Below are 468 nucleotides of genomic sequence, written 5' to 3' on the forward strand. Positions count from 1 at the left end.
GCCGAGCGCGCAGCAGCGTTGGCCGCGGCGGCCAAAGCAGCGGCGGCCGACAAGGCGATGGCGCTGAAGATCACAGCCCTCCAGCGCATTCGCGGCATTGGCGAGAACTTCTCCGCCGTGCTGGTGCGCGAGGTGCTTTACCGCTCGTTCGCCAACTGCCGCCAGCTGGCGAGCTATGTTGGCATCGCGCCGATGCCCTACCAAAGTGGAGGCATGGACCGTGACCGGAGCATCAGCCGGGCGGGCAACCCGCGTGCGCGCACGACGCTGATCCAGCTCGCCTGGCTGTGGCTGCGTTACCAGCCTGGCAGCGCACTGGCCGCTTGGTTCCGCGAGCGCGTCGGCACGCTGCAAGGGCGGACGCGTCGGATCGCCATCGTGGCCATGGCCAGGAAGCTGCTGATTGCGCTCTGGCGCTATGTCGAAACGGGCGTGGTGCCGGAGGGCATTGAGTTCAGGGCGGAGGCC

The 468-nt window shown here is 68.6% G+C and carries 1 protein-coding gene; it reads left to right on the forward strand.

Features of this window, described 5'->3' with window-relative positions:
* A partial coding sequence (locus tag Q7A36_RS40880) for a transposase (protein ID WP_305109491.1) occupies positions 1 to 468 on the forward strand: 468 nt, incomplete at both ends.

This window comes from Paracraurococcus lichenis (genome assembly GCF_030657435.1).
Classification (GTDB): Bacteria; Pseudomonadota; Alphaproteobacteria; order Acetobacterales; family Acetobacteraceae; genus Paracraurococcus; species Paracraurococcus lichenis.